Annotated in this window: 19 protein-coding genes; 12 read left to right on the top strand and 7 right to left on the bottom strand. The window is 67.6% G+C overall.

Annotated elements, in window-relative coordinates:
• Positions 1–43: 43 nt before the first annotated feature.
• From IG84_RS41330 to IG84_RS0130115, 3 genes are all read right to left on the bottom strand, one after another.
• Entirely contained in the window at positions 44–184 is a 141-nt protein-coding gene (locus IG84_RS41330) for a hypothetical protein (protein WP_157848977.1), read from the bottom strand.
• Positions 185–997: 813 nt separating this feature from the next.
• Entirely contained in the window at positions 998–1492 is a 495-nt protein-coding gene (locus IG84_RS0130120; protein ID WP_031063924.1) for a hypothetical protein, read from the bottom strand.
• A 618-nt stretch (positions 1493–2110) separates the two neighbouring features.
• Positions 2111–4363 carry an ATP-binding protein gene (locus IG84_RS0130115; protein ID WP_063761872.1) on the bottom strand — a complete coding sequence of 751 codons (2253 nt, stop codon included), beginning with the start codon at positions 4361–4363 and terminating at the stop codon, positions 2111–2113.
• Positions 4364–5208: 845 nt separating this feature from the next.
• Here IG84_RS0130115 and IG84_RS0130110 point away from each other — a divergent pair.
• Positions 5209–5673 (top strand): hypothetical protein, encoded by a 465-nt coding sequence (locus tag IG84_RS0130110; RefSeq protein ID WP_107053996.1) that lies wholly within the window; start codon positions 5209–5211, stop codon positions 5671–5673.
• A gap of 44 nt (positions 5674–5717) precedes the next feature.
• Here the strand turns inward: IG84_RS0130110 and IG84_RS42420 are convergent, their stop codons facing one another.
• Entirely contained in the window at positions 5718–7139 is a 1422-nt protein-coding gene (locus IG84_RS42420) for a NucA/NucB deoxyribonuclease domain-containing protein (RefSeq protein WP_245659650.1), read from the bottom strand.
• 449 nt (positions 7140–7588) lie between these two features.
• On the bottom strand, positions 7589–8506 hold the full coding sequence (locus IG84_RS0130095; protein WP_245659649.1) for a hypothetical protein: 918 nt from the start codon (positions 8504–8506) through the stop codon (positions 7589–7591).
• A gap of 307 nt (positions 8507–8813) precedes the next feature.
• Here IG84_RS0130095 and IG84_RS0130090 point away from each other — a divergent pair, with 307 nt between their 5' ends.
• The 3 genes from IG84_RS0130090 to IG84_RS0130080 all read left to right on the top strand — a co-directional run bounded on the left by IG84_RS0130090 (position 8814) and on the right by IG84_RS0130080 (position 11657).
• A complete protein-coding gene (locus tag IG84_RS0130090) occupies positions 8814–9077 on the top strand; it encodes a helix-turn-helix transcriptional regulator (protein ID WP_031063907.1) in 264 nt (87 codons plus the stop codon).
• A gap of 169 nt (positions 9078–9246) precedes the next feature.
• On the top strand, positions 9247–10098 hold the full coding sequence (locus IG84_RS0130085; RefSeq protein ID WP_031063905.1) for a DUF6083 domain-containing protein: 852 nt from the start codon (positions 9247–9249) through the stop codon (positions 10096–10098).
• 95 nt (positions 10099–10193) lie between these two features.
• Entirely contained in the window at positions 10194–11657 is a 1464-nt protein-coding gene (locus tag IG84_RS0130080; protein WP_031063900.1) for a UvrD-helicase domain-containing protein, read from the top strand.
• A gap of 61 nt (positions 11658–11718) precedes the next feature.
• On the opposite strand, the gene IG84_RS0130075 is transcribed toward IG84_RS0130080, so the two are convergent.
• Positions 11719–12381, bottom strand: a complete 663-nt coding sequence (locus IG84_RS0130075) for an HNH endonuclease family protein (RefSeq protein WP_245659648.1) — start codon at positions 12379–12381, stop codon at positions 11719–11721.
• A 484-nt stretch (positions 12382–12865) separates the two neighbouring features.
• On the opposite strand from IG84_RS0130075, the gene IG84_RS0130070 reads away from it, so the two are divergent.
• From IG84_RS0130070 to IG84_RS0130055, 4 genes are all read left to right on the top strand, one after another.
• The gene (locus IG84_RS0130070; RefSeq protein WP_078649553.1) at positions 12866–13744 is read left to right on the top strand and encodes a nucleic acid/nucleotide deaminase domain-containing protein; all 879 of its coding nucleotides are present in this window, start codon (positions 12866–12868) and stop codon (positions 13742–13744) included.
• Positions 13745–13977: 233 nt separating this feature from the next.
• A complete protein-coding gene (locus IG84_RS39355; RefSeq protein ID WP_245659647.1) occupies positions 13978–15414 on the top strand; it encodes a WD40 repeat domain-containing protein in 1437 nt (478 codons plus the stop codon).
• Positions 15415–15507: 93 nt separating this feature from the next.
• Positions 15508–17025 carry a nucleic acid/nucleotide deaminase domain-containing protein gene (locus IG84_RS0130060; RefSeq protein ID WP_031063889.1) on the top strand — a complete coding sequence of 506 codons (1518 nt, stop codon included), beginning with the start codon at positions 15508–15510 and terminating at the stop codon, positions 17023–17025.
• A gap of 40 nt (positions 17026–17065) precedes the next feature.
• Positions 17066–17620: an SUKH-4 family immunity protein gene (locus tag IG84_RS0130055; protein ID WP_031063886.1), complete on the top strand. Its 555-nt coding sequence runs from the start codon at positions 17066–17068 to the stop codon at positions 17618–17620.
• A gap of 294 nt (positions 17621–17914) precedes the next feature.
• On the opposite strand, the gene IG84_RS0130050 is transcribed toward IG84_RS0130055, so the two are convergent.
• Positions 17915–20026 (bottom strand): hypothetical protein, encoded by a 2112-nt coding sequence (locus IG84_RS0130050; protein ID WP_157848975.1) that lies wholly within the window; start codon positions 20024–20026, stop codon positions 17915–17917.
• 892 nt (positions 20027–20918) lie between these two features.
• On the opposite strand from IG84_RS0130050, the gene IG84_RS0130045 reads away from it, so the two are divergent.
• From IG84_RS0130045 to IG84_RS0130030, 4 genes are read left to right on the top strand one after another with little or no spacing between them, the layout of a single operon-like run.
• Positions 20919–21734 carry a class I SAM-dependent methyltransferase gene (locus IG84_RS0130045; RefSeq protein WP_245659646.1) on the top strand — a complete coding sequence of 272 codons (816 nt, stop codon included), beginning with the start codon at positions 20919–20921 and terminating at the stop codon, positions 21732–21734.
• Positions 21731–24403 (top strand): SUMF1/EgtB/PvdO family nonheme iron enzyme, encoded by a 2673-nt coding sequence (locus IG84_RS0130040; RefSeq protein ID WP_031063877.1) that lies wholly within the window; start codon positions 21731–21733, stop codon positions 24401–24403. Before IG84_RS0130045 ends, IG84_RS0130040 begins: the two co-directional genes overlap by 4 nt.
• Positions 24400–24666 (top strand): hypothetical protein, encoded by a 267-nt coding sequence (locus IG84_RS0130035; protein ID WP_031063874.1) that lies wholly within the window; start codon positions 24400–24402, stop codon positions 24664–24666. Before IG84_RS0130040 ends, IG84_RS0130035 begins: the two co-directional genes overlap by 4 nt.
• Positions 24663–25937 carry a hypothetical protein gene (locus IG84_RS0130030; protein WP_031063871.1) on the top strand — a complete coding sequence of 425 codons (1275 nt, stop codon included), beginning with the start codon at positions 24663–24665 and terminating at the stop codon, positions 25935–25937. The genes IG84_RS0130035 and IG84_RS0130030 overlap by 4 nt, the downstream gene beginning before the upstream one ends.
• The last annotated feature ends 144 nt before the right edge of the window (positions 25938–26081 follow it).

Below are 26081 nucleotides of genomic sequence, written 5' to 3'. Positions count from 1 at the left end.
CTTTCGGCAACGAGCACCCCGCGCGCCCGGCCGCCGCCCGATCTCACTCCGCGGCCGGGGAACCAACGTTGCTGCGGGTGGCGGCGGACGCCCGGTCATCGTCACCGGCCAGCGAGTAGAACACCGATAGGCCCTCCTTGCCGCGCCGGACCTCCCCCCTCTCCACAAGCTTCTGCAACGCCATGCGCACCGTCTCCACCTTGGCCCGGCGCTCCGGGTGCGTCTGCGCGAGAGCTGCCGTGACCTCCCTGGCCGAACACGTTGCTTCCGCTGCTGAAGGTAACTGCGGGCCAGCTCGCCCAGCGTGGCGGCTGCCATGCCGCCCCCGGCCGTCCCTCGCCGTTCTGCCGCGGCTTTGCCCGCAGCCGCCCGGGGCACAGCCGGGGCCGGTCCCGGTGTCGTCTCCTGGTCTGCCGGTGCCGTCGCGGCTGCGGGCGTGCTGCCTTCGAGAGCTTGCCGCAGGCCCATCAGCAGTGTCTGGTCCTCCCGCAGCGCAGCCAGTTGCTCCTGCAGGGTGGCGATCTCAGCCTCGATGCGTTGCTGCTCCTTGGCGTTGTGGTCGAGGTCCTCCGACAGCCGGGTGGCGTACCGGCCCTTCAGACCAGTGGTCTCCTGCGAACTTTCGGACATAATGGCCTCTCCCCGGATCCCAGTGGTCTGGGACGGATGGCAGACACCACTCTCCCGGCATGGCCCCGACGCGTGTCCAGCCCCGAAGCCAACACCGCACTCGCGGCCGCGGCCCTCTCGCCGCCTCGCCGCGAATCGGGTGGCCAAGGCGCCCCAGCACGCTCTGCCAAAGCAGAGACCGGCGTGCCGAAAGGTTCCGGCGGTCCAAGACGGCGCACCACGGGTGGGCAGGCAAGCCGAGACACCTTAGGCCGCCACACGCACCGGCCCGGGAGACCGCCGCGGGACCCTGACGCACGCAGTCAGGGCCGAACGCACCTGCCTCCTGTGCAGGTACGCGGGACCGACGCACACAGTGCGCCAGGCGCTACACACGGGCGGGCACACCGGCCAGGCCGTCGTCACCGTCTTCGTCGCGTCGCTTGCGGTCCCGACGGTCATCAAGGCTGTCGAGCTGCTCGCGCAGCGCCTCGGCGAGGCTGCTGGCGGTCTCCGCTCCTGCGGAGGCCCCGGGCAGCCCTTCGATGCGCAAGCCGGTGGTCGTCTGGGCCACCGAGTAGCCCAGCTCTTGAAGGATGCCGGTGAGGGCGTGGTGCAGGTAGACCCGCGCGGCGCGGTGCAGGAGCCCTGCCCGCCCATCGGCCAGCCCCTCGACTTGTTCACGTGCTGCGGCGCTGCGGGCGGTGGTGGAGACGAACCATTCGAGGCAGGCTGCCTTGGTGCCCGTGGAGGAGACCAGGATGCCGGTGGCTTGGGTGCGGTCGTCGGTGTCGGCGACGGGCAGCCCCATGCCGTTAAACAGCGTCTCCAGTTCCGTGGCGATCTGATTGCCGTCGTGCCGGTGGTCATGGTGTGCGCCCATGAGATGAAGCTAGACGCGCGTGGAGGAAGAGTCGCCTGGTTGAGCGAAGCGCGCTGTGCTGGGATCGGAGCCGACCAGCCCGCGGCCTGGCCGTGCCTTGGACTGAACGGACGGCACCGATGAGCGATCGGGTCCACGTCCGGCAAGCCGTAAAGTCAACGACCCACGGGCCGGTGCTCGATGGCTGACCTGCTCTCTCCGCGACGCAGGCGGCGCCCAGAAGTTCACTCGCGTCCCGCTGCGTGCCGGATCGTTCGTCAGGTGATGGAGCGACGTGGACCTGGAGCCCGGACGGCGGGGAGGCCTCGGGGCCGCTGTCTTGGCCCAAGACATCGCCGGGCAGGCGACGGTAATGGTGGAGGTTGGCCAGGTGATCGGAGTCCGTGTCGGCGGCGGCGACCAGGGCGGCCAACAGCTCGGCGCGGTTGATGGGTTCGCCTGCTACGGCGGCGGCGCGGACCAGAAGGTTCAGCCGGCGGTCGATGCCGACGGGCCATTCCGTGCATGGCGACGCTGCTGCGAGACTCTCAGCCGGTCGCTTCTCCCGCGCCTGCTCCGCAGACGGTGCAGGTGGCAGGGCGGCTGGCTGTACCCCACGACAGTCTTCGCAGCCGGTACTTACAGAGGTTGTGGGGGATGGAGCGCGTATGCGATGCCGGTGTCGAGGTCGGTTTCGTAACCGGTGTGGAAGGCGGCCTTGTAGGCGCGGTCGCCGAGGGCGTTGTGGGCCTGGTGCTCGCAGGATCGGCGGGCGGTGACGAATTCCGGGATGCCGGCCTGGGGCAGGCCGATGGTGTGCCAGAGGTGCTGGGCCAGCCCGAGCAGCCAGGCGGCACGCTCGCTCTGCCGGTGGGCGCCGGTGGCCACCGCGAGTACGTCCAGGGCCAGGGCGCAGCCCAGGCTGTCGTGCAGCCGTCGCTTGACCTCCAGGGCCGCCCGTGCGTAGTGCAGCGCGGCCTCGGGCCGGTGGCAGGCCAGTTCGGCGTGTGCGCGCATGACGTCGCCGTAGGCACGCATCCATTGCTCGCCGTGCCGTCCGCACTCGGTGCGCATTTCCTCCAGCATGGCGATGGCCTCCTGGGGACGGCCATCGACGGTGAGCGCAATGCCTGCCAGTACCCGGGCCAGCAGCCTGGCGAGGGGGAGCGGCCCGAGGAGCTCACCGTCCTGTGGTGAGGTGAGGGCGAGCAGATGTCCCGACAGGGAGAACACCCGCGGCCGGTCGCCGAGCATGGTCGCCGCAACCAGCAAGCACGCCCGGGCGGTGGTGGCCGCGCCGTTGTCACCGAGCCGTTCGGCCTCGGCGACGCACTGGCCGGCCCAGGCCGCACCGGTCGCGGCGTCGCCCTGGCACAAGAGGACCATGCTGCAGACCCAGAGGGCCTTGTCGCGGGCGGGGCTGGGATCGGTGCCGAGGGCAAGGGCCCGTTCCAGGTAGTGCTGTCCTTCCTTGAGGTGTCCGCAGGGGTACCAGAAGAACCACAGCGCCCCGGCCAGGTCCAGCGCGGTGAGCCCGTCCTGCTGGGCCAGGGTGTATTCCAGCGCGGTACGGAAGTTGGCGTGCTCACTGTTCGCCCGGTCATACCAGGCGTACTGGTCCGGCCCGATCCAGAGGGCGTCGCCTCGGCGGGCCAGTGCCAGGTAGAAGTACTGGTGGCGCCGGCGCAGCCGGTCCTCCTCGCCCAGCCGGCGCAGCCAGGCCGCACCGTACTCGCGGATGGTGTCGAGCATGCGGTAGCGGTCTTTGCCCGCGGTCGGCACCCAGGTCAGGATCGATTTTTCCGCCAGAGCGCTCAGCAGGCCGGGGATGTCCTCGTACGGAAGGTGCACACCGGCGCAGACCCGGCCGGCCGCCCCGGAGTCGAAGCTGCCGGCGAAGACGGACAGCCGGGCCCACAACAGCCGCTCGGCCGGGGTGCACAGTTCGTGGCTCCAGCCGATGGCGGTACGCAGCGCCTGGTGCCATGGGGGTGTGGGTGCCTCGCTGCTCAGGGGGATCCCCACGCTCGGCCGCAGCCCAGCGGGAGAGAGCAACCGCGTAATGGGGGGAGGTTCGGCGTCGGCTGTGGCGTCCTCGGGGGCGCCGAGTACGGCGAACCGGTCGTCCAGCTTCTCGGTCAACTCCCTTACGGACAGCTCGTGCAGTCGGGCCGCGGCCAGCTCCAGCGCGAGCGGCAGTCCCTCGAGGCGTCGGCACAGCCTCAGTACGTCGGCCCTGTTGGCGCCGGTGATCTCAAAGCCCGGTACGGCCTGGGCGGCCCGCTCGGCCAGCAGCACCACTGCGTCCGCCCCGGCCGTCGCGCAGTCGTCGATGGCCGGCACCGGCAGCGGGTCGATCACCACCAGCTGTTCGTCCGCCATGCCCAGCGGACGGCGGCTGGTGACGAGTATCCGCAGCCCGGGGGCAGCCGCCAATAGGGTCTGGGCGGCCACCGCGCAGGCGTCGACGAGGTGCTCGCAGGTGTCCAGGACGAGCAGCAGCTCCCGGCCGGCCAGGTAATCGCCCACTACCTCGATCATCGGGCGGGTGATCTCGTTGGCCACGGACAGCGCCTGGCCGATCGCATGCGGCAGCAGCATGCCTTCCTGAAGGGGCGACAACTCCACCCACCAGGCCCCGTCGCGAAAGTATGGCCGCAGCCCGGCCGCGGCCGCCTGCGCCAGCCGGGTCTTGCCGACCCCGCCGACCCCGGTAAGGGTCACCAACCGTGCCCCCACGTCGCCCTCGTACAGACGTTGGATCTCCGCCAGTTCCGCCTGGCGCCCGACCAGACGCGTCCTGAATACGGGGAGGCTTCCGGGGAGATTTGCGGGCTGGTGCTCCGGCGGGTCGCCGGGTGTGTTCCTCGCCCGCCGTTCGTCACCGGTCACGATCGTCCGTCTTTCGTCGTCCTTTCGGTGCCCTGCAGGGCACACCGCAGGACCCGTCTTCGGCAGCCTCTCGGTTCCGCCCACTCGGCGTCACCGGCATGGGGGAAATGAGCGTTGGTGACGTTTGCGGACCGCGACGGATCGGTAGGTGGACGGGGAGGATTGCGTGGGTGAGCCGGAGTGAGTGGCTGAGGGCGTAGGCGATGTCGTAGCCGGCGTGGAAGGCGGCTTGGTAGGCATCGTCGTCGATAATGCCACCGCCAAAACGCCGTCACGGTGCCCGGGGTGAGGGACACATGAGGGGACAGTCGAGTGGTCAGGGGGCGCGCCGATGGCGCGGGAAGCCCGTCCCTTCTGACCTGAAGCGAAACATTGCTACAGCAGCTGGGTCGGACTCATTGACCTGCTCGATCCAAAAGCCATGCAGTTCCCGCAGTTCCACCGCCAGGTTTATGGGCAGGAGCGAGAGCCTCACGACGTCTGACAGAGCGAACCGCTTCCGCATGGGCAGCGGTCGCCGAGGGCATCACTCCATTTCCCGGCCCCGCGCTCAGTTCGGCATGGTTCCGGTGCGCTCGTCTGGATGCCGCTCTGGCCTCTACCCCGGCGAGCGGGCCGGGGGTCTGCACGATCGCGTTCGCACGTTGCCGTCGGCTATCAACGACCGTGGCGGCCCGGTAATCGCCTGACAGTGCCCGTCTCCCGGGATAGGGCTGATGTCTCTCATAGCGTGCATAGGTGTCCGTAGACTGCGGGTGAAGGCGACTTCTCCGAGGTGGCCGTTGCTGGGTCCTGCCCGGCCGCAGGGCCGTGCCAGGCTCTCTGATGCGGGGGCGGGTGGAGAGGTGAGGGGTTTGGCCGGGCTGCAGCGGGTCGATGAGCTGAAGGTGCGCATCACCTATCACGGGTGGTGCATTCAGGAGTCCGACGAGGCTTTGGTGCCGGTGCCGTTTCCCGATGAGGCCGCAGAGGGCGGGTTTTTGACGCCGTTTGCTGGGCGGCTCGACTTCTACAGCGCGGGCCATACCCACACCGCTGCCGTGAGCGTCGAGCACTGGGACGCCGAACCGGTGCCCGATGCCCGCACGGTCTGGGAGGAGCGGGGCGAGGCGGAGCTCGTTTCCGGCTCGGGAGCGGTAGCGGTGTGGTCCGACGGCCGGGACCATGAACTGTCCCTGCTCGCGCCGGGTACGTGGAAGGTCCGGGCCTACTGCGCCGGACGGGCGGAGGTGGCACGCGTCTGCGAGGAGGACGGCGTGGCGGACGGCGTGGAGACCTATCTCCTTCAGCTCTGGCCCGCCGCGGCCTAAAGCGCGCTCGACGGGCCGGCCGCCGCATCGGCCGGCCCGTCCGGTCACGAACTGATGGCGACGATGAAGCCATCCTCGGTGCCGTCGAGCATCCGGTTCTTGCCGTAGAAGCCCTTGAGCAGGTCACCGCCGGCCTTGTTGTCGGCCTTCGGGATGGCTTTCACCGAAAAGTTGAACTTCTTCGCCTCCGGGTCGTACTCGGATTGCGCGGCACCTTGGTAGGTCGAGGCAAAGGGATACTCATCGCATTCCTTCCCCGCTTTGGCGTAGTCGCCGTAGAACCGCTTGCATTGCGCGACAGCCCGCCTACGGTTGGTATCCGCGCGATTGGTGTCCTCATACAGACGGTTCAGCGGCTTGGCCGGGACTCGGCCGGGCACGTCCTTGGCCGACATGTAGGGCTCGGTCTTCTCGGGATGAGTGAACGCCGTCTGGATGTGCTGGGCCACCGCCCGCTCGGCCGCGCCCGCTTTAGCGCTGTAGTGCAGCGTCGCCACCACCGCGAACGCGGCGGCACCCCGTTTGTCAGGCTTGCCGCCACCGGTCGAGTTCCGCAGGTACTTGGCGGCATCCCACCGCGGGGGAAGCAGGAACAGGTCCCCGCTGGTGTCGCCTTTGACGCCGGTCGGGAACTTCAACGAGATGGACGGCTGGTACACCGATTCCACCAGGTCCGTGGAGCCCTTGGCGCCCTGGCCCGGCGCGACGGTCATGGTCTGCTGGAATGAGCTGTTCGCCTTGACCGCGTCCCAGCTGCGCATCCCCGGCACGCTGCCGCTGAAGGTGTGCTTCGCCTTCTTGGGGTACATCAGCGGGACGGTCACTTTCGGAGAGATCATCAGCGCACTGGTCTTGGTGCTGCCCGTCTTTGCCATGGAGGTGAAGTAGTGGGTGAAGCGCACCTCCCGGCTGTCCAGCGCGGTCGTGCCGACCACCAGCACGACGAATTGGCTCTCGCCCACCGGTCGCCCGTTCTTCGTCCAGATCTGGTGGAAGAGCGCTCCGGAGCACACGGCGAACCTGGACTTGATGTAGAACTTCTTGTCCGTGCCCAGCCCCTTTTGGCACTCCGCCGCCGTCATCGTCCGGGCCGGCTCCGGATACGTCACCGCCTTGGCCTGAAGATCACCTGGAACAGCGACTGCCGACCGCTCCGTGGCGACGGGTCCGTGCGCCCGTACCGGGCCCACCGTCTCTGCCGGCAATTGCCCCTCGACGCTGGGCGCAAGGCCGGGCTGCTGTGCGAACTCCTGCCGGACGGAACCTTTCTGCAGTTGCGCCAGGGAGGGCACCTTCGTCCCCACGGGGAGCACGCGCGATTCAACCTGGATGCCCGCCGGGGTGTTGCTGGTGGCGCCTGCCTGCGCCATGGCCGGGACGGCCGAGGACAGCAAAGCTGCCATGGCGCACAAGACGACGCTTCTTCTCGCCAGCCGGCTCAGTCCGGCGGCACTGTCTCTGCCCATGAAAATCCCCGTTTTGGTCACTGTCGTAGCGCTAGTCGCTCAGACACCATTCAGCTAAGACGTCACCATGCGTATCGTCGAGACAAGATCAACCGTGTGACCAGATGTCTGAGGAATGTTGGCCAATAGTCGGCCGATTTCCCATGATCTGCTGCGGAGTGACGGCTGTGAAAGCCCTTGCGCCAAGCAGCCGGGCGACGCCAGGGCACCGCCTTGCCCCCTGGAGTCGCAAGTGCCCTGTCGAACGCCCTTGGGGCAGTAGGGCTGCCGGGCTGCGCCCGGCGGCGAGAGAGGAGGCGGTATCGGGATGCGCGGGAATGGAAACGGAGACGCCGCCCTGTGCTGCCGCAGAGCTCCGTCCCGCTCGCGGGCATTGATGAGGAGGACCGCCAGGTCGTGCGGTATCCCGGCCGGAGATCGGGACCCGGCACCGCCCCAGAGGGGGCCGGTTACGCGAAATGCGTTGCTGCAGCAGGGAGCTGCCAGCACAGCTCGTCACTGTCGACGTCGTAGCCCCAGGTTTTCAGCAGACGGAGACGCAGGAGACGGTCGAGGAGATCGTCCAGGTGACTGCTGGAGAGGCCGCACATGCGCGTGAGGTGTGCCGGCTCGGCGCTGCCGGAGCCTGCTGTGGTGTGGGAGGCGAGTGCCAGCGCGGCCAGCCGCAGGGCGGGCGGTGCGTCGTGCGCGGGGGACAGGTGGGCGGAGTACAGGGCCCAGTGCGCGGCACGCGCCCGTGCCGCACGGCCGTGGACCTGGGCCAGGACGGCGGCGTCCAGCAGCTGCGCCGTAACGCCACCGAGGGCTGTGCGGGAGGCGGGGGAGGGGCAGGACAGCCAGTCGGCGTGGGTGAGCTCTTGCCAGGGAACCGCGTGGCCGGCCAGGCGCATGCCGCGCAGCAGGCCGCCGGGGAGGTGCACCTGGCCACGGTGGTTGGCACGCAGGGCGCACTGCACGGCCAGGAGCCGGGCGGTGGGAGAGCAGAAGCGGGGGAGGGCGGCACCAAGGTAGGTGAGCATCTCGCGCACCCGTACGTGTGCCTGCTCCTGCCGTCGAGAAGGGCCGGAGTGAACAGGACTCTTGGCGAGCGGTAGGGAAGAGGCGGCGGGCAGCGTGTCGGGGACGACGGCTGCCCGCTCGGTGGCGGCCGCGCAGGCAGCGCAGACGTCGGCCAGCCGCCACCGGCGGCCGCCGTGGTCACGGGTGAGCACGAGCAGGACGGCGCCGGCGCAGCCGCGGTGGCGGGCATGCCAGCGGCAGCCGCGAGCATGGCACTGGCAGGTCCGCAGGTATGCCGGCAGGACGCTTGCGCGGGCGTGCCGGGCCAGGTGGGCCAGCGCCACAGCGCGCGCTGCGCCAGCCGGCACGGGATGGGGGAGCGGAGTGCACTGAGGGCAGGCCAGTGCGGGACCGCCGGGTCGTGGTTGCAATTCCACGGTCCAGGCGCGGGGTGTCGCGGCGTGCGGGGTGGAGAGCCTCATCGGGCTCGGCGTCCTCCTGTCCGGGCGGTCACGGTCATGCGCCTCCACGGCAATAGGCGCGGGGTGGAGGTCGGCCGCACCGTAGTGCAGAACACTGCACCGCCGCTGAGTCGTCGATGCCGGCGACGGCCACGACGGGATAGTGCAGAGGTCTGCACTGACAGGACAGGGTTCTGCACCGTCGGATGGTTGGGTGACGATCTTCCCGCCCGATCCCAACCTCACCGCCCTGCGCGTCGCACTCGCACGGCTGAGGGACGAGCGGGGCTGGACCTTCGATGAACTTGCCGAGCGCAGCGGCCTGTCCCGCCGCACCCTCATCGACCTCGAACACGGCCGCACCACCGGATCCGTCACCACCTGGCACGCCCTCGCCCACACCTTCAACGTCCCCATCGACCAGCTCCTGGGCAGCCTGTGCGAAGGCCACACTCCACCCATCCCGCCCGAGGCGTAAAAGCGCGACGCAAGCCCGCCTGGCGCCATGCACGTACCACCCGAAATGGCGACCCAGCACCGAACATCCACACAGTCGCTCGCACATCCGTCCCGTCGGTTAGGCCACCCGCAGGACCCACGGCGCACCGCGCCATGCGGGCGGCGTGCCGCCTGGCACCGTCCCGGCCATGCACCCCCATCCCGCCAGCCGCCACTGGGACGGCAGCCCCCGCCACACCCAGCCCCGCCGCTCCCTCCGCGTCGCCCCGACCAGCCCCAGCCGCCTGCTGCGCGCCGGGCAGAGCGGCCGCTGTCGCGCGTGCGGCAATCGCCTGGAGTGGTATCCGCGTAGCGATGACCGTCACCGGCCCATCGCCCTGCACCCGGCCGAAGCCCCCACCGCCGCCGTGCCCGCCTCCTGCCACTGGCACCTAAGCTGCGGCACCGCCTACCGCCACGGCGACGGATCCGCCTGGTGCCGTCTCCCGCACGCCGTGCTCTGCCCCCACCGCACCACCACCCGCCTGACCCCGCACGTGGAAGATCTCCGCCGCCAACTGGCCCTGCGCACCCGCCGTCTCCTGGACACCGGCGCCTTCACCCCCCGCCCCGCCGCGGCGCCGACCGCACCCGCGGCGCCCTGCCGTCCCACCCGGCCCATCCTCCAGCTCCTGAGCATCCGTTACCTCGCCGCACACCCTGTCGATGCCATCCGTTGCGTGGCCCAGACCCGCCACCGCCACCGCTGTCCTCACCCTGTCCTTGCCCCCGCCTTCCCCGGTACCTGGCGTCTGCTGCCCACCGGCCCGGCCCACGGCCAGCTGATGCTGCCCGACCAGGCCATGGCCGTCTACGACCTGGGCCACCTGCCCTATGACGAACAGCTGCGCTGGCGTGCCCAGCGCTGCCCCACCCACGCCACCAGCCCCGGCGCCGCGGATCTGGCCCTGCCCGAGTGGGAAGTCTTCGACCCGCTCACCCACCACCAGCACCTCCACCAGCGCCTGCCCACCACCCGCCGCCGCGCCGGCCGCTCGTGACCTCCCGGTGCGTTGCTGAAATCGACTTTCCGCCCGCCCTGCTGGCCCACGCCGTGGCCAGCAGATTCCCACTCACCCGCTGGAACGCCACCGTGCTGAGCCCTACCGATGAACAGACCGCCGCGGCCGACGCCTTCCGCGCCGGGGACCACCTCGTCCTCCAGGCCGGTGCCGGCACCGGCAAAACCACCACCCTCGCTCTCCTCGCCAAGGCCACACCGCGCCGCGGCCGCTACCTCGCCTACAACCGTGCCATCGCCCGCGAAGCCGCCACCCGCTTTCCGAAGTCGGTGGTGTGCAAGACCGCGCACGCCATGGCCTACGCCGCCCTCGGCCACCGTTTTTCCCGCCGGCTGGGCGGCCCCCGCCAGTCCAGCTGGCGCACCGGCCAGGCCCTGGGCATCACCAAACCGCTCCGCTTGGGCGACCGGGAGATCAGCACTCGCACCCTGTCCAACACCACCCTGCGCACCGTCACCCGCTTCTGCCACTCCGCCGATGACCGCCTCCGTCCTCACCACGTGCCCCGCCTGCGCGGCCTGGAAGACGACGACCACTACACCGAGTTCGCCCAGGCGATCGTGCCGTTCGCCTGCCGGGCCTGGAGCGACCTGCAGCACTCCGAGGACGGTGTGGTCCGCTTTGACCACGACCATTACCTGAAGATGTGGGCTCTCACCCACCCGAAGACCACCGCCGACTACCTGCTGCTGGATGAGGCGCAGGACACCAACCCGGTGGTGGAGCAGATCTTTACCGCCCAGCGCGACCACGCCCAGCTGGTGATGGTCGGCGACTCCGCCCAGGCCATCTACCACTGGCGCGGCGCCCGCGATGTGATGACCGGGTTCGCCGGCACCGCCCTGGCCCTCTCCCGCTCCTTCCGCTTCGGCCCCCGCCTGGCGGCCGAGGCGAATCGGTGGCTGGCCGTTGCCGACGCCCCGATTCGCCTGACCGGCGACGAGGCGGTGCCCACCGAGGTGGGGCCAGTCGATCGGCCGGATGCGGTGCTGTGCCGCACCAACATCGGTGCCATGGCCACCGTCATGGATCTTCTGGCCGCCGGCCACCGCGTCGGTCTTGTCGGGGGAGGGGAGAGCCTGCGTGCCCTGGCCGTGGCCGCCCGCGACCTCAAAGAGGGCCGCCGCACCGGCCATCCGGAGCTGGTGCTGTTTACCTGCTGGGGCGAGGTGCAGGACTACGCCGCCCACGACCCCGCCGGCCGCGACCTCCAGCCCCTGGTCGACTTGGTCGACACGCACGGCACTGACGCCCTGCTGACCGCCATCGCCTGCATCCTGCCCGAGGAGCAGGCGGAGGTGACCGTCTCCACCGCCCACAAGGCCAAGGGCCGCGAATGGCCCTGTGTGCGCATCGCCGACGACTTCACCCCGCCCGAGGACATCGAGGAAACCGACGAGACCGGCCAGCCGGTGCCCGGCCCTATCGACGACGGCGAAGCCCGCCTGGCCTACGTCGCCGTCACCCGCGCCCGCCACCATCTGGACCTGGGCGGCCTGGCCTGGATCAACGATCACCCCGACGGCAGCCAGACCTGAGCCATGTGGCGCGCTCCCGCCGACGCGGACAGACGGCTCGCCCGTTCGTCTGTGTCCACCCCTACGGTGCCGGCGTGAACCGCACCGTCGCGTCCGCACAGCCCCCTGCGATCCGCTTCAGGGCCTTGGCCTCGGTGCGGTCGGCGGTGAGCTGCCAGCGGAGTTTGGTGGCGACCCAGCCGGTGGCGTAGCGGCATGTGGCGTCCGCGGCCGGGGGCACCCATCCGGCGGGGTCCTGATCGCCCTTGGTGCGATTGGGGCCGAGGCTGACGGCGACGAGACTGCGCGAAGCATCCAGGTCGTTGGCATAGGCCTCACGCCGCTGTGCAGTCCACCTTCGGGCGCCGGAGTCCCAGGCTTCGGCGAGGGGGGCGACATGATCGATGTCGAGCTTGCGGGCGTCGGTGACGGTCTTGTCGTCGTAGTAGGAGCGCCAGAAGCCGCCGGTCAGCTTGCAGTCCTCGCCCTGGCGGGGCTTCTTGACCGCCTCGGCAAGGAGGACTTCCTTACGGGTGTCGCAGCCGTCGTGATCGGCGACGATCCACAGCTTGAACTTCTCCCGCTCATACCCTGTACGGGACTCACCGGCGACCTCCAACCGACCGACCCCCTCCGCCAACGACAGCTTGCCGACGTTCTTGCCGTCCGGAGAGGGCGGGCTCGACGCAGCCGACTGCGGTGCGTCTTCGTGTGACGGGCTGGGCGTACAGGCCGCGGCGGACATCAGTACAGCGGTGCAGGCGAGGGCGGACGGTTGCGACGCGCGGCGCATGAGGACCTCGGATCAGGTGAGGTAAGACGGTCTGCATAGGGTTACCCATTTCGCTGAAGCCGCTGAACCCGCAAAGCAACTCCGCCTTCTCAGCAGTCCCCGCCGTTGTCCCTGCATCCGCACATGCCTGGCCCCGAAAAATCGGGCGGTGTGAGACCTCACCGATGGGATGCAGGTGCATGCGGTGCTCTCTCTGCTGCCGGTAAGGCCAGACGCGAGGTGAACGAAACGGTCGTTGGGCGATGCGGCAGGCCCATCGTCAACTGCAGCCTGCAAACGTGTGTGTGCTGACCGGCACTCCTACAACGGAGGTCTCGCGGAACCATGCAGGCGACGCCGCGCTCCCGCGCGAGACGCCCCGAAACGGGCTGTCGTGTGCCTGATCGCTTCCGGCTAAGGTCGTGGCGTCCCGTCTCCTGCTGCGCGAGGTAGTGCAATGTCAACGCCGTCCCCGGATCCGGCTGTGTCACATTTCGGCCGTGGCGGCATGCGCCGGTTCTCCTTCACCACCGCGACAGAGCTTCAGCTGCCGGAGCCGGCGCGTGTACTGCTGGAGCAGAGTGGGGCGCCGTTGCAGGTGGCTCCCTATTTCACAGCGGCCGACCCTTCCGACGCGCTGACGCTGGGGGTGTTCGCCGGCCACCAGGGGCTGCCGCGCCCCTCCGCCGGGCAGAGCGCCTGGCTGCGGCTGGGCACCGACAAACTGGCTCAGCTATGCGTAGACGCCAGCGGCTGCGTGCGGGCCGTGGCCTTGCACCCCGCGGGGGAGGACATGTTCGTCAATTCGGACGTAGCCGCGTTCAATGCCTGCCTGACGTCACTGGACCGCTGGCTGCCGGTGATCGCCGCCTCCTCCGGACTGCAAGACGCCGCGGAGGCATTTCGCCAGCTGAACGCGGACCTGCGCCACACGGACGAGGACGCATTTGCAGAGCGGGAGAGCTGGTGGAGCCGGGTCCTGGACGATGTCCGGCACACACTCAACTTCCCCTTCTCCGCCGCCGTGGAGTACGTCGATGACCACGGCGCCAAACAGATCATCACCGAGGCAACCGGCCCGGGGCGCGCCCACCCGGAGGAACTCCTCCGGCAGTGCCTCTCAGACGCCGACGTTGCACCGAGCCAGGTGCGGCGGGTGTACTGCGAGCTGGAGCCGTGCATGATGCCCGGCCACTACTGCGCGGTGTGGATGCAAAAGGTATTCCCTCAGGCGCAGTTCACGCACAGTTTCGACTACGGCGAAAGCGCCGATTCCCGCGAGGCGGGCCTGAAAGACCTGATCACTCATGCCGCCCAGCAGGCGCGCCGCCGATGAGCGCTCCAGCATGGGAACGGCCGGCCGCGGGGCGCGAACCGGCCGGGGCCGCATTACTGGCCTGGCTGGCGGATTCGTCCGCGCCCCGCCTGTGCCTGGTCACAGGCAGCCCGCGGTGCGGGAAGTCCTCGCTGCTGGCGTGGCTGGTGACCCACGGCACGCGCCCCGGCACCCCGCAGGCACGCCGCGTACACGCTTTCGTGCCGCTTGACGGCGCGAGTGTGCGAGGAGCCGTGTGGACACTGGCCGATCAGCTTCAGACCGTCGCCCGCGCCCCCGGGGAACTGCTACAGGTGCTGGCGGCCGATGCCCGACCCACCACGATCGTCCTCGCCGACCTGCACACCGCAGCCGATGCACCGAGGGTGGCCGAACTGGTGCTTGCCCTGCTGCGCCTGCCGCACGTTCGGCTGGTGGTTGAAGCGCGCAGTGGCGGCCCGACTGCCGATCTGCTCAAGGCCGCCGGAACAGCAGTCATGGATCTCGACCAGGCACAGTGGACCGACCCCGACCGGCACGCCGCCTGGCGTGCCGCACACCCGGCCGACTCTCCCGGCCCGCCACCACCGGCATCTGCCCCTGCCCTGCCGTTGGGTGATCCGACCGCAGTCTGCACCGCCGACCCGATGCAGGTGACCCGCGGGTTCGAGAACAGCGAAGAACCGCATGGCGGGCTGCGTGCAGCCTGGCTACGGGCCGGGCAGTCGCTGTGCCGTGATCAAGATCCCGCCATGCGAGCCCTGGTACTGCTGACGGCGCTGGGCCATGACGCCGATCCCCGCCTGGAGGCGGAGCTGACCGAGAAAGCCGAACCCACCCGGTGGGGGGTGCTCTGGCACCGGGCACGAGGGGATACGAAGCCGCCGTGGCCCGGCCCTGCCCTAGCCCTGGCCACAGGACGCGGCGCGTTACAGGACAATCTCGTTGTGGCCGACCATCAAGGCACCATGCGCACCGTGGCAACGGGCGACGCAGCACCTACCGGACGACTGTCTATGCCCGTGACCGGCGCCGTGGCGATCACGAACCTTCAAGACGGCACAGTGCTGGCACTGAATGGGCAGGGGCGCGTCCACGCCCAGCGAAGCAGCGCCGCCCGCCGTCCCCTGGGACTCAAGGCCCTGAACGAGGGACCGACCGCGGAGGAGCAACTCACCGCGGCCCTCAGGGCCCACACCGCAGACGTCCCAGCTTCGGCGCTTACGGCAGCCGGGACGATCGCGGCGACCGGGAATGCCGCAGGAAGAGTCCACGTCTTCGCCCAGGACGCTCCCGACGCGCCCCCGGGCACCGCCCGCCTGCACGAAGGACCGGTCACCGCCCTGACCGCGCTGGAGCTGCCAGCCTCCGGCAGCGGGCAGCCCATCGCTCTGCTGTACAGCGGTGGCATGGATGGCCTCGTACGGGTCTGGGGCCCAACCGCCGAACCGCTCGACCTCCCGCTCGTAGCCCGCCCTTGCCCGGTCACTGCTCTGGACTCGGCATACACCACAACCGGCCCCACCCTGGCAGTCGCCTGGGCAGATGGGCTCGTGGAATACCACAGCCCAGAAACCGGTGAACTCCGAACTCTCCGCCCCGGCCCGCCCGTCAACGCGCTCACGGTCTCTCCCACCGGTCACCTCGTGATCGGCACCGACGAGACGCTGACCTGCCTGCGCCCTCGGTGAGTTGGAGATCTCTGCCCTCGTGCCGAGACCGGTTGACGAAGATCAGTTTCGTGGCAAAAGTTGAGGAGGTTGCCGTCTGGGGGGGAATGACGCGTGGGTAAGAAGCTGCCCGACGAACTGGTCGAGGTGCTCGACCTCGTCGGCGTCAAATGGCCCAACATCGACGAGGACGAAGTACGGGACTGCGCCAAGGACTACCGCCACCTGGCCAAGGGCATCCGCGACGTCATCGAAGAGGGCAACCACGCCTGTTCCCACATCGTCGGTGGCCGCAGCAAGGGCAAGACGGTCCAGGCCATCGACCGCCGCTGGGGCAAGCTCACCACCAAGGATTTCACCACCTTCGCCAACGCCCTGGACGATCTCGGAGACGCGCTCGATGACTGCGCCGGCTTCATCGAAGGCTGCAAGATCGCGTGTATTACCGAACTCGGCACTACTGCCGCGACCGCGACTGCCGGTGCCGTCGGCATGTTCTTCACTGCCGGCCTCAGTGGCTTGCTCAGTGCCGCAGCCATCGGGGCATGCCGCCTCGCCCTGCACGAGGCCATCGACTACGCCATCGGCGAGATCACATCCATCGTCACGGAGAAGATCGAAACAAAGATCCTTGGGAAGATCGAGGACGTCTTCACCGACCGTCTCAGCGCCCACGACGACCAGGACCTCGCGAACTACGCCTCCGGCACCGGCGACATGGCGCAGGACCTGGTGATCGAGTTCGACGACTTCGACAAGGCCCAAGGCGGTTACGACGAAACCCGACGCAATTTCGACAAAAAGAAGGGAGCCCACAAGACTGGCGGTGCCAAGCGTCGAAGCTCCGTCAAGAAGGACAGCCGCTTCCACAAGCTCGCCACCGTCATGGACAAGGCCGAGGACGCCGTCGACAAGAAAGCCGACGAGACCGTCCACGTTCTGGAAAAACACGGTGGCAAGATTGGCGCCAGCAAGAAAGAACACAAGAAGACCGACGAAAAAACTAAACACGACCTCGACAGCTGCAAGAACGTCCGCACCTACCTGCTCAGCACCGACGGCACCGTCGAACGCCTCGACGCAGACGGTCAACTCCACCACCTCGACAAGACCGACAAGGCCCGCCTGGACGGCATCCTTGACGACGGCAAAGCTTGGCGCCCCCAGACCCGCCGCGACCAAGCCGACACGGCCGTCTCCAACGCCCACACCGGAAAGGTCCACTCCACCAAGGTCGACCCCTACACCGACGAACTAGGTCAAGCCACCCAGCTCGCCCGCTACGCCCGCAACGACTACAGCGGAAACAACTATGCCGCAGGCCGCTACATCGACCCTGACGGCAAAGGCGAAAGTGTCCTTGTCGGCTACAGCGAAAAAAGCATGCACTCCGAACGCTCCATCGGCTACCCGATCCTGCACAACAAGAAACAGTCAGGCCTCACAGAAGTCTTCACCGAACGCCAGCCATGCCAGCTCAAACCCAGCTGCGACCGATGGCTCGACCATCGCTTCCCTCAGGCCAAGACGGTTCACCACACCAACTCCTACGACCAGACCGTCCCACGCCACCGCCGTGACATAGAACACCAGAAATATATGGACGAGCTTCGCAGTGCACACGACCGCTAAGATCGGTCTCCCCCCTGCCGCGCAACACAGAGGTCGACGCATGAGCTTCGCTGTCACACCGGACGAACTACTGGGCACATTCGGCCTGTCGGGCGTCGTGTATTTCCCCCGCTACCAGTCGCCTGACAACCACCTTGACGCACGGACAGCGGAGTTCCTCAGCCGGGTCGGACTCCCGCACGACGAGCAGTTCAAGTCCAAGGCCAGCGTCGACCAGGCAGAGACGATCAACCTGGCCGAGTGGTTCAGGCCCGAAGACGGCACCCTTCCCGAGGAGTGCCACTCGTGGCTGGTTCTTGGCTACTTCGCCGCATCTCTCATCGCCCTCGACCCTGCAAACGGCAAGGTGTACGCCTTCGGCGAAGGTGATCCGCTGGACACCTACACCCAGCTCCATCGCGACGTCGAATCCCTGGTCTACACCCTGAACCTGTTCAAAAAATTTGACGAACGCGGACGAGGCGATGACGTGGACCTCGAGGAACAGGTCGAGCAACTGCGCGCGCGGATCGAAGCTTTCGACGCATTGCCGTTCGAGAACGACCAGTCGCAGTGGAACCTCATTTTCGATGAGGTCATCGAGGGCATCTGGTAGCCCTGCTGCCCCCGCCCGCCGGCGAGGAGCTCACTGCGCCGCCGCAGAACTCCGCACCGCCGAAGGTGTCCGTGCCATCGGAAAACTCCGCACTGCCGAAGGAGACCGTGCCGTCGGAGAACCTCGCATCCGAGAAGTCTCTGCCGTCGAAGACCACGCCTGTGACGTCGTCTAGGCGGCATTCCAACAGTCCTCGACTAGGCCCAGGCGCGGCAGTTGTGCCGGACACTTGGGGCGTTGTGGCGCTGACCGTGGCGAGTTCCCTGGGAAGAAACCTTAGGCGCAAGGGCAGATTCAGGGCCGCAGATCCTGCTTGTCGAGGATGAGGAGTTCCAATCCTTTGCCGTGACAGGCCCTTTGCGCGGCAGTGCGTGTCGTCTCAGCGATGGGGTTGACCGACGCCATGAGATGGACCTGCACTCCGAGTCGGGTGCTGATGTCGATGTCGTGCTCCAGCTGATTCGGTGTGAAGTCGGCAGGGCTCGCTTTGACTTCGCCAGCCATCAGCCTTCCCCCGTAGGTGCCGTAAATGTCGACCTCCCGATCTGTCGAGTCGGGGAAGCACAGGTTGGCGCCGGGAATGAAGTGGGACCGGGCTTCTTTACCCTTCAGGGCTGCGATGGCGAGGAGGTGGGGCAAGACGCCTTGGTCTGACGCGTGGTCGATGAAGGTGTCCAGGCGGTAGGCGATGGTCAGGCTCGCGCCGGAGCCGCGGTAGGCAGCCGGGGCTGAGCAGCCAGGGCACGGAGCGGAGCCGGCGGTCCCGGTCAGGGGCACGAACGTCTTGCGTCCGCAGCGCGGACATTCTGCTGCGAGACCGCGCTCAGCCCAGCCGAAGAAGCACAGCCGCTCCAGAGCTAGCAGCGGCACACCTTGGCCCTTGAGCTGTTCGGCGGAGCGGTAGCGTCGCTCGACTCGTCCACCCCAGACACTGGCGATGGCCACGAGTTCGACGTCGCCACTACCGTCCGCACGCGCTGCTTTCAATGCCTTGAGGAGCTCTTTGGAACGTGGAGTGGTCAAGCCGACGACTGCTTCATACACCCCCTGTTCCAGAAGTACGGCTGGGTCATGCTGCTCCAACATGCCCGTGCCCACCTTGCCGGCGGAGGACAACTCCCAGTGTTCGGTGGCATCCGCGAGAACGGCCTCAGCGGCGTCGCGGAGCGAGGGAATGGTGAGGGGGATGAGGTAGTTGGGCGAGGCGTCAGTGTGCAGCTGGATGCTGTCTCTGTGCCAGGCGGCGCCGCTTTTGATCATGTCGGCTACAACGGGCTGGCGCGGGAGGCCATCGAATGCGGCGCCTGAAAGCCTCACCAGCGTTCGACCCAGCCCGTGGAACTCGACAGGGGAAGCGAAGCGGATGCTGCTCTCTCCCGAGAACATGTGTGCATCGAACGACGTGACCGCACCCCAGGATCTCTCACAAACCAGCAAGCTAGCTGGGTCTTGATTCAAGAAGTACGTGAAGGGCTCCGTGTGCTGGGGCAGCTGGCTGCCCGCCCTAACACGAATCCTGTCCCCGGCATCGGGCTCCAGGCTTAGGCGCTCAGCGATCTCTTGAAGTTCCGGCTTCGGCACGCTGAGGCTGAACAGAATGGCATCGGGTGAGACCTCTACATTACGCAACCGCAACGCTTTGTCGGCGAGCTGCCGGCCGTAGTCCTCCCAACGCTGGGCAGCGTCCCGGGGTAGCAGCAGCACAGGCGCAGCCCAGAACGACCGGGGGTTCAGCGCCCGGTAGTTCCAAAACCACAAGCAGTCTTCAAAGCTGTCAGGTTCCGTAATCCAGACGAGGGAAGGCCCGCCCGGCAGCCCTCCGGACACAGCGTGCGCAGAGAACTGTGAAGCGCCGCTTTCCAGCAACGTCAACCCCAGCAACTGCGCCTGTCCGATTGCCACGTCGGACATCGGACGGTGGACGCCGATATTGGACGTGTTCATATCCTCCAAGTAGGCGGCGTCTAGGTCACCGGCGGCAGTCACCTGCCACAGCGGCCCATCATCCTGCGCAATAACGAGGGCCTTGCCAGTCTCCGTTCCTCCCGGCAGCACGGTACTAGGGTGGCAGGTGAACCTTCCCACACCTTCAACATCAATCCGGTCGAGGGACACCAGCGGCAGCTTCAGCTGACCCGCTGTCTGCTCTGCGAGATCGTCCGGAAGGTCAACATTGACAGCGGAGTCGACGTCCGCAGCTTCCACCACATCCGCGAACCTCGGTTTCACCTCTCCGCTGTCCGTAACGGCCACGATAGGCTCGGAAACCCCGCCCCACCGCGAGCTCGCTTCTCGGACCGCCATACGCAGACCCTCGGCGCTCTCGTTCCGGATCAGATACACCACACGGGCCGGCAGCACCACAGCCTGCATGACTGATTGCCCCAGATAATCCCTTTGGTCCATACCGTCACTTTGCCAGAGTGAGGGACGCTGCTCGGGGATGTGTTTGTCGAAGCGGCTTTCCTGCCGAGGGGGGCGCGGCCGTGACCGCCGCGTACATCAGCCATGCCGATGCCGCGTGCCGGTGGTGACCACCTTCGGCCTATGCCCGGCCACCAGCTACGCCCGTTCCACGCCCAGTCCTGCGGTGCGATGTGCTGGTTCGGTGTCAGTGACGGGAGGTCAGCAGAGGTGTTTTTGCAGGTGAGCTGTTGAAAGGACGGGGCGCGTCGTCCCCTCGGAGGCGTCTGAGACTGCCGCGGCCCCGGCGCGACCACGGATCCCCTGGGCGTGGCCCGGCGTGCCGTCGTAGGTGTCATACCGCCGAAGTGCGTCATGACCGCCTGCCCGGGGCCCTCTCCAGGCGGGCGGTGCTGTTCGAGGCCGGTAGCCCAAGCCCGTCACACTGGGGGGCGAAGCTCGGGCTGGCGAGGAAGGTCGCGCGCGCCCGCGACGTCTTCGCCCAGCGCTTCGGAACGGTGGGGGAGCCGCACCTCGGCCCACTCGCTGCGTCGGGCCTTGTGGGCCCTTGACGTTGTCGGCAGACAGGCGGGGCCGGCGCAGCCCTCCGGCCGTGAGCACTCGGGCTGCGTTGTCACGCATAGAGAAGTCCTCGTCCGCTTGGCGGAGGCCTAAGGGCGGAGGTGTTCAAGCAGACGAGCTTGGCGGCCACCGCTTCGGTCGCGACGCCACGCCATGGTGTCAGTGCCCACAAGAACCCAAGAGCCCAACGCCGCGAGGCCCACTCGGTCACCTCGTGTCTATTTGTTCACGCATGCTTGTGACGCGTCCCTCAACGCCCAACCGCTCTCAGGACGTGCACTGTTGCCGTTCCAGCACCCGCGATAATCTATCGATGGCCAGCTCAAGACCAGTGAAACGGGGGCAGGAGATCGTGCAGCAGCGTGGAGTACGGGGGCACTACGAGGAGCTGGCAGCCGAGTACGACGAGCACTGGGTTTATGGTCCGGATTACATCTCCTGGATGTCCGCCCGGATCGTCGATGCACTGCATCTCAGCCCCACCGCGCGGATCGCCGATATCGGCGCTGGGACGGGCCTGTTCGCTAAGGAAGTGGCCAGGCAGCTCGGGCCCCATCATCCGATCCTGTGCGTCGATCCCTCCGAGGCGATGCTCCGCCAGCTCGGTACGCCGCCACCGTCCGGCCTGACACCGATTGTCGCTTCCGCCGAAGACATTGCTGAAGGACGCGCCGGCCTGCCGTACGAACAGCTCGACGCGATCTGGCTCAAGGAGTCGGTGCACCACGTGGACGACCAGGCCCGCACGCTCCGTGGCCTGGCCGACCGGCTGGCGCCTGGGGGGCGGCTGCTGGTGGTGATGCTCCCGGCCTCAATCCAGTACCCCCTGTTCCAGGCGGCCCTCGACCGCTTCGAGGAACTGCAACCGGACCCGGCCAATATCCAGGCGCACTTGCGTGCGGCCGGGCTGGACACCGGTCTCACTCATGTCGAGTATGAGCTGCGCATCAACCGTGACAAGTACCTCGGCATGGTGCGCGCCCGCTACATGTCGCTGCTGTCCACCTTCAGCGACAGCGAGATCGAGAAGGGCATCGAAGAGATGCGGTCCGCCCACCCGGAGCCCGTTTTGGTGTTTCCGGACCGCTTCGCGTTCGTTGTCGGGCAGCGGAGCCGGGAGACCGCGTGAGCACAGTCGTCGACGAACGGCTGCGGCGTCTGAGAAGTGAACTCGACGATCACTCTCGGATCGCCGACCGATTAGGGCTCGATTTGGAACGGCCGCTGCGGTCCCTCAACGACGGCTACCCGGAGAACACGGTCGCTCTGGTCGGGAAACTGACCGAAAAACTGCTCAAGGAGCTGTGGCGCCACCACAGTGTCGAGGGCGACCCTTCGACGAAGGCGCTGAACGACCTCGTCAAGCGCTGCCGCCCGTACATACGCAGCAGTACAGTCTTAGATGCCCTCGACGACATCCGGCGACTGCGCAACCGGTCAACGCACGATGGATACGACATCAGCGAGGAGGACGGGCTGCTGGCAGTCCGCAGGCTCGTTGACGTACTGGTGTGGTTCACCGACACCGGGAGCGCGGCGTTGCTCGGGGAGGAGCCTCACGTCGCCCCCGAGGTGGCGCGCCGCTGTGAGTTCCTTGCCGGGTTGTACGTCACTCTCGGCTACCGGCAGGCCAAGCGCTTCGTCCTCAGTCCGGACACCGTGTACCAGCTGTTCTGCCGCGAGTCGGGAATGCGGCTTGAGTACGTCGAGTTAATGCTCTCCCGGGACGCTGACGATCTAGGAACCGTCCTGGCCTCCGACGGTGGCGAGCTGCTGCGCACCCGGCTGCCCAAGCTCACCCGGTTCGTCGTCCTGGACCACAACAGCGGCGGTGCTGGTGCGGCGTCCGACGCGCTCCATCGGCTGCTTGACCTTGACTTCCGGATCGTGCGCTTCGATGGTTTCGTCGACACCATTGTCAACCTCGACGATCATCTTGCCCCTCTCGCATCCGTCGCCGACTCGGGAGAGCCGCGGACAGCTGTCGCCGTGGCGACGCTGAGCACTGACTCGCGCACCGGCGAACCGCAGGTGGTGGAGTCCGGGGATGCGGAGGAGCTGCTCGCTCACCTCGCGCGCGGCAGTGCGAACGTATTGGTCACCGGGCGTCCTGGAAGCGGAAAGAGCACGCTCCTGCGCGCGCTCGCCGCCGATCCGGGGATCCGTCGCTTCCGCTTCTATTTCGACCTCGGCCTCAAACCGAAGGAAGAGCTGTTCTCCGAGTACGTGGCCCGTCTCTTGGCGCCGGCCATGACGCCTTCGGACCGATCCCGCGCCTACGAGCTCTTCCTCTACCTGATTCGCTCGGGAACCGCGCTCTGCGTACTTGATGCCGTCGACGAGGGGGTCGAGGAATCGAGTCCCGCTGGTTTCCTGCAGCTCTTCACCGATCTCGCTGCAGTCCTGTCTGCGGAATCCGCGGTGATCATGAGTTCACGAGTATCCTTCTTGGCCGACTCACCCCCGGTGCGTCAGCTGCTGGACAACGGCGCGGGCCGCTCCGAACAGCTGGTGGAACAAATGTACGCGAACGGCCTTGACCCTGCACGCGTCCCGCACTTTCACGTCGTACGCTTGACCGAGCCCGAAGCCACGCCGTTGGAGAAACGTCTCGCCGCGGCGCTGGAGCTTCCGCCGGGACAGACACTGGCGGACATCCTCGGTGCACATGTCACGCGGACACTGGCCGAGCGTGGCCGATCCGACCTGGAGAGACGGCTGCCCGGCGTGTTCGGGCAGGCGTTCGTCGCCGGCCGTACCGTCTTCTCCCTCCTCGACTTGCTTCGAGAGCTAGGCTCCGACGCGTTCGTTGATGGACATTTGAACCTCGAAACGTGCGTATTGGCACCCATGCTGCGCCACGCCAAAGCCGACCGGGTCGCTTTCGTGCACACGGCGTACCAGGAACTGCTGGCTGCCCGCTATCTCGCCGACCCCGCGAACCGCAACGCGTCAGCGGACATTGCCGGCGGCGCCTTCCTCACCGAGCAGGTACGCGCCTTTCTCGCCGAAATCGCAGGCACTGCGCAGACCGACGACTGCGTGCTGCCCGCCGGGGCATACCTTGTCGGCCCGGCCGAACGGCTACTGATCCGGCGTGTCGAAAACCCCGTACGCTTCGATCGACACGCCGTGACGGTGGCACGCTACCGTCGCTTCCTCGACGCTCTCGACGCGGACGGCACCTCTCGGTGGGATCATCCGGACCAGCCCGACTATGTCACGCACCGCCCGCCAGACGACCGGCTGCGGTGGCCGGACTACTACGAAAATCCGCGCTACGACTCCCACCCCGCTGTCTGCGTCAGCTGGTGGAGCGCATACGCCTTCGCCGGGTTCGAAGGCAAGCGCCTACCGACCGCCCTCGAGTGGGAGGCTGCTGCGCGCGGAGCCGATGGGCGACTCTTCCCGTGGGGCGACAGCCCCGACAGCGCTCGTGTCAACTGCGCCGACTCTTGGACCGGGCAGCCCATCGTCACGTACCAGGCGTGGTACCGGGAATTCGCGGGCGACGCCGTCAGCCGGGCCGGGGTCACCCCAGTCACGGAGCGCCTTGACAACCGCTCACCGTTCGGCGTCCTGGACATGGTCGGCAACTGCTGGGAATGGACGTCCACCACCCTGGCCAAGCCCGACGAGGCCGTCATCTGCGGTGGCAGCTACGACAACCCGATGCGCGCGGTGCAGACCAGCAGCAAGGGCGTTTACCGGAAGAACGGCGCAAGCAACGCCGTCGGCTTCCGATGCGTGCAGGACATCGACGAAAACACAGGCGCAGCAGAGGAGACGACAACATGAGCAGCGGCGGGCCGCGCCACGGAACCATCGTCGACAGACGACCGAGCGGCGGAGGACCGCGTGGTGTGTTGAGCTCTTATGTCGTCCGGGACGACGAGGATGAGCGGTACTACGGCTTCGACTACCGGCAGATCGTGACCGAAGGATTCCGTACCATCCGTAGCGGCGGCCGTGTCCGCTTCCATATCAGCTCCGAAAGCCCCGACCGGGCGGAGTTCGTCATCCGCCTGGACCAGCCTGACCCGGCCGAGTACTACCGGTGACAGCCGAGGTGCTACTGGATGAGGTCACAGGGGCGCGCCAGGAGCTGACCGTCGTCTTCTCCGCGCGGCTGCTGGGTGTCCCCGCCTGGCCTGAAGGCCCCTTCCCATTCGATCTGGGCAGCCGCCGCACTGACGCAGCTACGCGGTCGACGTACTTCGACCCCGCTTCCGCGCGCGTTCTATACGGGGCACCTGGACGGCCTCGCCGCTGGCACCTGCCACTTGACGTCGAACACAATGGTCTGCACCTGCTTGGCATCGAAATCCTGCGCGCTGCTACTGCCCGCGATCACGAGCACGCCCTTGCTGTCCTGCACTTCAACGTGGACAGACCGCTGATGCCCGTGCTGCGGGCGCTAGCCGGACGACGGGAGTCCTCGGACGAACCGCTCGGCGGGCCGTTAGACCCGGTTGGTCTTTTCGCCGGGATCGCGGAGGTGCCTGCCTCCGGCGCGCCGCTCGCTATGTCCCGGCCTTACACCGTGGCCTTCATGACCCCGATGGAACAGCACTCTCTCGTTCTGCGCGCTGGCCCGGAAGGTCAACTGCCCTGCACCGCGGATCGCTGGCTGTGGCAACTGGCTTCATGCTCCACGCCGGAGGACTATCCCTTCGCGCCCGAGACCGCTGATGAGCAACTCAAAGACGTCGTTCGGATCTCGGCCGACTGGAGCGCTCTGGTGCTTCGACAAGGGACTGCCTTCGTCGGTCACCGGCCGGACACCGGTGTGGATGATTTCTTTGCGTTCGGCGCGCTGCACACGCGGACTGTTTATCTCGATGCTCTGCTCCTGGGCTACCTTCAGCGCGATCACATCGACGAACTCACCGACGATCTCTCCGAGATATTCGGCTCCTCTCAGTTGGCGCGCCGCGTCGCCGCCTTGGAGAGAAACATCGCCGTCTTCCGCAGTACGTACTGGCGGCAGCACCTCACTGCCTATGGCCCGGCGAACGAGCTGCTGCTCGCCTTCCAGAATCAGCACAGGCTTCCTGCCCGATTCAACGCGATTCTCGCCGAAGCTGCCGATTACAGCAGACTGGTGCAGACACGGGAGAGCCAGCAGATCAGCGGGGCCCTAGGGGTCCTCACCATTCTCGGCCTTCCCCTCGGCACCGCTCTGAGTATCCTGCAGGTCCTTGACGACCACTCAATAACGCACCTGCTCACGGCACTCGGGCTGTCGATTGCCACCACAGCCGGAGCCCTGACGACACGGTACGGGCGTCTGGTCCTGTCATCGCTACAGGGCACCAAGGACGAGGCATAAACCCGGTATCGCACAGGAAACATGCTTCCGCGCCTGCAAACACGACGGCGGCACGCTCCACCGGGCCGGCCCTTGCCATGCTCAACACGCCCCGGTAGCGGCTCGCGACCCGATCGACGTCAGTAACGGAGGCCGCACTGCGGG

This window comes from Streptomyces ochraceiscleroticus, assembly GCF_000720485.1.
In the GTDB taxonomy this organism is placed as follows: domain Bacteria; phylum Actinomycetota; class Actinomycetes; order Streptomycetales; family Streptomycetaceae; genus Streptomyces; species Streptomyces ochraceiscleroticus.
The sequence above is the reverse complement of the archived record's forward strand: the minus strand, read 5'-3'. Positions and strand labels throughout refer to the sequence as shown.